The 7,817-nt window shown below is 39.7% G+C and carries 4 protein-coding genes; 1 reads left to right on the top strand and 3 read right to left on the bottom strand.

The window, feature by feature from the left end; translation table 11 throughout:
- Positions 1-475: 475 nt before the first annotated feature.
- The 3 genes from HFD85_RS21640 to HFD85_RS21630 all read right to left on the bottom strand — a co-directional run bounded on the left by HFD85_RS21640 (position 476) and on the right by HFD85_RS21630 (position 5,364).
- Entirely contained in the window at positions 476-1,720 is a 1,245-nt protein-coding gene (locus HFD85_RS21640; RefSeq protein WP_167614521.1) for a DUF819 family protein, read from the bottom strand.
- 165 nt (positions 1,721-1,885) lie between these two features.
- Positions 1,886-3,253, bottom strand: coding sequence for an alpha-L-fucosidase (locus tag HFD85_RS21635; protein ID WP_167614519.1), 1,368 nt, complete (start codon positions 3,251-3,253; stop codon positions 1,886-1,888).
- 29 nt (positions 3,254-3,282) lie between these two features.
- Complete coding sequence (locus tag HFD85_RS21630) at positions 3,283-5,364, bottom strand: discoidin domain-containing protein (RefSeq protein WP_167614517.1); 2,082 nt, start codon at positions 5,362-5,364, stop codon at positions 3,283-3,285.
- Between the two features lie 725 nt (positions 5,365-6,089).
- Here HFD85_RS21630 and HFD85_RS21625 point away from each other — a divergent pair.
- Positions 6,090-7,817 (top strand): hypothetical protein (locus HFD85_RS21625; RefSeq protein WP_206082058.1); only part of this gene is annotated, 1,728 nt, incomplete at its 3' end.

Below are 7,817 nucleotides of genomic sequence, written 5' to 3'. Positions count from 1 at the left end.
CGTTAACCAAGCCCGTTTCCATTCCAAAAATCCCCTTCATCATCTCTTAGAACTTCGCCTCTATTCAAAAGCGGCTGCAAAGGTAAAGATCATTTTTAAACCGCCAAACATTTTCGAAAAAATCTCAAAAAATATTTTCTCTCAGTTTTGATGAAACAAACAACTTGAAAAATTGTTGGTTTTACCTTCGTTCTATATCCCATTTCGTCAGTGAACTTCGCTGTAAAAGCGGGTGCAAAAGTAATCACGTTTTCATAAGCTCCAAACTTTTGCAGTCTTTTTTTTCAGAAAAAATTGCGTTTGTTTTTTAATCAGTTGAAAATCAATATTCAAAAATTTCAGAACGGAATAAGGTTTACGAGGCACCTTTAAAATGGTTTCACATATCAGCCCAAAATACAGTATAAATTACAGTCGCAAATTGCCGATGTTTTTAGAATGATTCGAATAAATCCCAAATGAAATTAAAGGTATATTAATAGGTCCATTGCATTAACTGGGTACTTGCAATTGCTGCATAGGTTCCCAGAGCGTATCCCAGTACAGCCAGTAATACACCAACCGGAGCTAAAGCTGTACTAAAAGCAGACGCTACAATTGGAGCTGATGCCGCTCCCCCGATATTTGCCTGACTACCTACCGCCACAAAAAAGAAAGGAGCTTTTATAAGTTTAGCTACCAATAATAAAATGGAAATATGTACCAGCATCCAAATAATACCTATTAAGAAATAATGCAGATTGCTGAAAGCTTCCAGGAAATTCATTTTCATTCCGATAGTTGCCACCAGTATATATATAAATACGCTTCCAAATTTTGAGGCACCGGCTCCTTCGTACCTTTTAAGTTTAGTAAATGACAGTGCCAATCCAATTGTAGTAGCAATAACTATTAACCAGAAGAAACCTGAAGCAAGCGAATTCAAGTTATACTTTACAAGAAACTCGTGGTGTTTTCCCATGACAGGTGTGATAAAATCGGCTCCCAAATGCGCAACTGCCGTTGCACCGAACCCAATGGCCAGTATTACAAACAAATCGGTTACACTTGGAATTTTAGCGATGGAAGCACTGTAGTTCTCCACACGTGTTTTGAGCTCGTCGATGGCAGAGTTATCAGCTTTTAGTCGTTTATCGATCTGATGGTAGCGTCCGGCACCAAACAACAGGAAGCCCATCCATATATTAGCAACCAACACATCAATAATAATCATTGACGAAAACAAACCATCACTGCAATGGTAGATCTCTTTCATTGCGGTTTGATTGGCACCGCCTCCGATCCAGCTTCCGGCTATCGTTGAAAGTCCCCTCCAGATTTCTTCTCCGGGAAGTGCCTGTTTAATATCGGGAAACAACATGCCGGAAATCCATAATGCAATTGGAGCACCTATAACAATACCAAATGTGGCTGTAAGGAACATGATTAATGCTTTAGGTCCAAGATTAAGTACTCCCTTTAGATCGATGCTCAAACAGAACAATACCAAACTGGCCGGGAGCAAATATCTCGACGCCACAAAGTACAATTGCGATTCTTCTGGTGAAACCAAACCTAAAGGCCAGTTCAGAAAACCCGGGACAAAATAACAAAGCAGTAAAGGCGGAACGTACGTGTAAAATTTCTTCAAGTATTTATTATTACTCGATGATGTCACAAAAATAACCGCCAGTATCAGCATTAATATCCCAAAAATTACTGCATCATTCTTTATCTCCATGCCCTTCTATTCCTTTTGTAGTGTTTATACTATTAATATATATGTGTAAGTTGAACACAAACTAATAATAAAAATTGCTGAAACACAAATGTCGCTTCAAATGCATCCAATGTCAAATCCGTTAAATGAATGAGGAATTAATTCATCCGAAATTTTATCCGGCACCTATTTCAAAAAAATCTCGATTACCGGAATTTCAACATTTGGCTTAATAACCGGCAACAACAAATTAACATCGTTTTCGCCAGTTTCCTGTTGCACCCAATGCCCGTAAGGTTTGCCAACCTTTATTTCAGATGCATCGTGTAAAAACTGCGCATATTTTATTTTATCTGCATAACCCCGCATGAGGAAATTCCTCAGCGGATAATCGAGCAGGTGCACATACAAACGATTGGTTTCAGGATTATAAGTTAGTAATGTATTATCGGGCACCTCGAAATCTTCCGGCGCCTGCGTGCAGTTATAAATCGACCGGCTGTTAAACTTCATCCACTCCCCTATTTCAGAAAGCGCCTTATCTGCACGGTAGTCGAATGTTCCACGCGCAGTTGGCCCAACATTCAATAAGAGATTACCACCTTTACTTACCGATTCAATAAGCAAAACCAACAACTGTTTATTGTCCTTCCAGGTATTTTCGTCGCGGTAATATCCCCACGAACCTGAAAAAGTCTGACAGGTTTCCCATGGAATTTTCACGCCGTTCTCTTCAGGCCATTGTTGAACTTTGAATTGCTCCGGAGTTGTAAAATCCCATCCGCCTGCATAATCTTTCAGGTCGGCACGGTCGTTCACCAAAATTCCGGGTTGAAGTTCGCGTACCATTTTCATCAGCTCAACCGATCCCCAGTCATCGCGTCCCTTTCCAAATTGCCCGGGAAATGAATAGTCGAGCCACAGAACATCGATTTTACCATAATTCGTCAGAATTTCGCGCACCTGGTTTTTCAGGTATTCGCGATAAACACTCATGTCGCGGTCTTTATTCAACTCATCGTATTCTTCCTGAGTTTTTGCACTCATCGGGTGTACCCTGTCGATAGTATATTCAGGATGGTGCCAGTCGATCAGCGAATAATAAAAACCGATTCCCAGACCTTCAGCCCGGAATGCATCCACCCACTCCTTTATTATATCTTTTCCGTAAGGCGTATTGGTAACTTTATAGTCGGTAAATTCTGAATCGAACATATTAAAGCCTTCGTGATGTTTGGTTGTGATCACTGCGTATTTCATTCCGGCAGCTTTCGCTTTTTTTGCCCATTCAGCTGGATCAAACAAATCGGGATTGAATAGCTCGAAGTATTTCTGATAATCTTCGTCCGAAATGCGTTCGTTTTTCTTCACCCATTCGTGGCGGGCAGCCTGAGCATACAAGCCCCAGTGGATAAACATACCGAACCGGGCATCGGTCCACCACTGCATGCGTTCCTGTTTTTGAGCTTCGGTCTCATCCCAAATCTTTTTCTGGGCTGTTGTTGTTTGACAAAAAATAAGTGCCGTTAAAACGACCAGTAAAAGCTGTTTCATTTTATTATGGTTTAATTGATTGTTTCTGTTTATTTGGTAATGATGTCGAACTCTGCAATCCCCATCCGTCCGTTTTCTTCAGCAGGACTTATCGCTCGTAGTTTTATGTATCGACCTTCAACCGGCTCGAATGATTTTGTCTGCCAAACCGGACTGTTCCTTATGTTAGAAAATTCGCCAGCTGACTTTGCTTTGCCCCAGTTTTTACCGTCGTTACTTACATAAATCTCGTAATTAAAGATGATCCCCGGATTCCAACGCCCCTGATCGGGCAGGTATTTAAATCCTGAAACATTAACTTTTTCACCCAAATCAATAAGTACATCACAGGGTTTCTCACCTGAAATATTCCAGGCTGTGTTTTCATCGCCGTCCAGTATTTTAGCCGAGTTTTCATCACTTTTAAGAGTTCCCAGTAAACTCCATTTGTTTTTTACAATATCAAATTCGGCTGTTGAAACCTCACTTAAGTTGGATGTTTCCGGGTCGATCGCAACGGCTTTTATTGTTGCCTTTTCGTTCAGTAAAAACGGTTTATCGTATTTAGCGGAGGTATTGCCAGGTTCGGTACCATCCATTGTATAATAAATGTCCAGCCCCGAATCGAAGGCAGAAATACTAACAATACCTTCTTTGTCACGACGAAGTTCCGGTTCAACCAGGACTTTTGGCGCCTTGTACAATTCAATATTCGAAATAAGCGGACAGGCTTTTGCATCCAAAATGTTTAACCGCACCTTTGAAGTGGTGATGTTGTCCAATCTCAGAATTCGCTTTCTTCCAATTGTTGTTTCCGAGGCAATTTCCTTCCAGTCATTATTTACCCAGGCATCAACACTGAACTTTTTCACCCGCTGCCCCAATGGAATATACTCCTGAGCCAGAAAACGGTTAATTTCTGTTGGTTCACCCAAATCAATAATAACCGAGGCAGAAACCACAGAATCATCGGTTGCCCAATAAGTATCAGGATTTCCATCAACTATATTTTCAGCTTTATAGGCTTTTGAATTTCCGCGCGTGTTTGTTGCCTCTGCATTTTTATCCTTTGCGAGATTGTTCGCAAAATCAGCTTTAACAGCCGCTGCCAGTTTCAGAATCTGTTCAGCATCGTTTTCATGAATAAGTCCACGCGTGTCAACAGGAAAATTGATCAGTAGTGAAGCATTCCGTCCAATACTATTATAATATATATCCAACAGGTGTGGCAGTGTTTTCACTTTATGATCTTCAGATGCGTGATAATACCATCCCGGACGAATAGAAACATCAACTTCGGCAGGAACCCAATGTGTACCATCTTCATGTCCGGTTCGCAACTCGGCGTAATTTGGCGATCCGGGGTAAAACTCATCGCGGCGAATTGGTGCCCAATTGGTTTTCATGGCCCAACCTTCTTCGTTACCTACCCATCGAATATCCGGTCCGGCATCGCTGAACATACAGGCCATTGGTTGCAATTCACGAACTATTTTGCGGGTGTTCTCCCAGTCATAATACGTTTTTCGATCGATACGGCGTTCTTCGTTGGCACCACCGTAATAGCCGGTGCCTCCATTGGCACCATCGAACCAAACTTCAAAAACATCGCCATAATTGGTCATTAGTTCTTTCAGTTGTGCCCTGAATATTTCAATATATTTCTGATTTCCGTATTCCGCATTATTCCTATCCCAGGGAGACAAATAAATTCCAAGTTTCAAATCGTATTCCCTGCAGGCATCGGCCAGTTCCTGCACCACATCACCTTCTCCATCTTTCCAAGGTGAATTTTTAACTGAATGACCGGTTGTTGCAGTTGGCCACAAACAAAATCCATCGTGATGTTTGGCTGTAAGAATGATTCCTTTCATTCCGGCTTCTTTCGCAACCCGCGCCCATTGCCTGCAATCCAGTTCTGATGGACTAAAAAGTTTCGGATCCTCGCTACCCAAGCCCCACTCCATATTGGTAAAAGTGTTCATATTGAAGTGCACAAAAGCATAATATTCAAGTTCGTGCCAGGCCAGCTGACGTTCTGTCGGCAGTGGTAAAACCGGAGCTGGTGGCTCAACTTGCGAACATGAAAACAATAGGATAATTAATCCAAGGATAGTTAGTCGACGCAACATAGTTGTTAAATTTTTTATTATTACGGTAAATATAAAAGGAATAATTAATAAACTAAACGACTGTTTTAAATTGCTTTGTACAATTTCTATAGCTGTAGAAAATACAAAAAGACAGTCTGCGTAATTCTCTTAAAATTCATTGCCTGTTGAAACAGCTACGTTCAAAAACCAACTTCCATGAGAGCATTGACCAAATACCAAAATTCGATTGCAATCTTGAACCTCATACTGTATCAGTTTATATTGAAAGTAAATAAAATAGAATGGTGAAAATAATTTATAGTTAAACACTACGTCTAAACATAAAAATACTTACAGATATTTATATTTTCATTTCGGGAATATTGTCCCAACTTGGATTAATTTAACAAAAACAAAAAACGCCATAACTGACTGATTTATTTACGTTTTAAATAAAAGGCATAAAAGTTGTTAATTAACGACGAAACGTACTAAACAACAAAATTGGAACAATGTATGAGACGCAAATCAATTTATTATTTGGATTTTATGTTCTAAAGTCATAATTTGCATAAGCAATAATTGATTCTGAAATTTAAGGTAGATAAAAAATAAGGGGTTATTTCAAGTCTTTCCAAAAATTTCATATCAAACAAGTTTAAAAGCAAAAGCTAAGCATGGCTATACGTGTGTTCAGATGAATACGTGTGTTTTGTGTCCACGCATATAGACGAATGTTTTGAAACATTAACACAACAAACGATATGAAAACAACTTTACCCAAGCGAAATTTAACACGAGCTCTGTTTCTGGGGTTGGTGTTATTGATTTTTGGACTTTATGAGAGTTATGGACAAACAGTTCCTGTTGAGTTCCCAAATCAATTCGAAATCGATGGTAATATAGTCCCGAATAGTTTTGGTGACTGGTATGATAATACTGCCACGGATAAATCAGAAGCTGTTTTTGGTGTGAATGGCGAGCCACTTGACATTTATACATCCAAAAAATTGGTAGATCCATGGACTGGGAATGATACTATTTTTAAAGCTGGAGGAAAATGGACCGATTATCTTGATGGTTCACTTCAATGGAAAATAAGTACCAATCCAGGCTCTGATCTGGATATAAATAATATCATGCTGCACTATGCAACAAGTACTGGAGTAAACGGACTTCTTCAACAGTGGATTATTTTAAGTGCAGACAGAGAAACCAATAACGGAGCTAGTTATATTGATTTTGAGTTTTTCCAGAATTCTGTTCATTTGGATCCTGACGGTGGCATTCGTGGCGATGGAACTGAAGGAGGCAGAACAGTAGGTGACTTTATATTATCCCTATCTTTTCAGTCTGGAACTGCTACAAAACAATTATTTGTTTGGGAAGAATCACCTGCCAACTCAGGCCTATACACATACGTAGAAAAAACTAGTAGTATTCCAGCAGAATACTGGGCAGTACGTTCAAACAGTGCTCCAATTAATAGTTTACCCTATACTGCATTCGGAGGTTCTTCCTACAATTTAACGAATCAATTTATTGAAGCAGCTGCAAATATTAGTGGATTTCTTGATGTCTTAGCAAATCCTTGTGAAGGGAAATTGGCCATTAGTAATATTTTGATCAAAACAAAAACTTCACCGTCCAGCTCGGCTAACCTCGTTGATTTAATTTCACCGATTCAGGTTAAATTAACTTTTGGTCAGGCTGAGATAAGTTATAATACAGAGGATAATTTCTATGATACAGCAATATTTTGTGCAAATGATGGTGAACCTAAAGCTATTAACTTTAAAAGCGAAGGACTTATTGATGATAGTCCGGCAAGAGAATTTACACTTATAGATCCTTTTGGTGCTGAAACTATACTTGGATCTAACGATACAATCATACCTTCATCATTAATCGAATTTGGAACTTACACTGTAAGAATGGCCTATTATGCAGATGGCTGTCCTGATACTGTTAGTACTCAGTTTATTTTGAATGAAGCACCTAATATTTCAATTAGTGGTATTTCCGGTTCTGTCTGTCCAAATTCTGAGCTTACCTTTGAAGCACCATCTGGAATGGATTCTATTTTATGGCATATCTCAGGGAATGGAACTATAAGTGGAGATAGTACAGGAACCTCAGTAAGTGTCACATCTGGAAATGATTGCGGAACACCATTCACTTTATCATTGAAAGTTTGGGATAATGGGTGTAGTTCTATGTGCGATTCAATTATTAGCGTAATTGACACTACTGATCCCGTATTTGTGGAACAACTGCCACAGGATATTACTGTTGATTGTGATAATGTACCCGATATGGTTACGCTCACTGCTACCGACAACTGCGGTACAGCAAACGTAGTCCCTACTGCTGACACAACTGACGGCTCTTGTCCCGGAAGTTATTCAATAGAAAGAACCTGGACTGCGACGGACCAGTGCGGTAATGTAACTGCTCATACGCAAATCGTTACGGTACAGGATACAACTGAT

The organism is Maribellus sediminis (genome assembly GCF_011799805.1).
In the GTDB taxonomy this organism is placed as follows: Bacteria; Bacteroidota; Bacteroidia; order Bacteroidales; family Prolixibacteraceae; genus Draconibacterium; species Draconibacterium sediminis_A.
The sequence above is the reverse complement of the archived record's forward strand: the minus strand, read 5'-3'. Positions and strand labels throughout refer to the sequence as shown.

What these genes read in the sequence shown, in the direction of transcription:
- HFD85_RS21640 (WP_167614521.1), bottom strand. Translation starts at nt 1,720, where the DNA reads ATGGAGATAAAGAATGATGCAGTAATTTTTGGGATATTAATGCTGATA.
- HFD85_RS21630 (WP_167614517.1), bottom strand. Translation starts at nt 5,364, where the DNA reads ATGTTGCGTCGACTAACTATCCTTGGATTAATTATCCTATTGTTTTCA.
- HFD85_RS21635 (WP_167614519.1), bottom strand. Translation starts at nt 3,253, where the DNA reads ATGAAACAGCTTTTACTGGTCGTTTTAACGGCACTTATTTTTTGTCAA.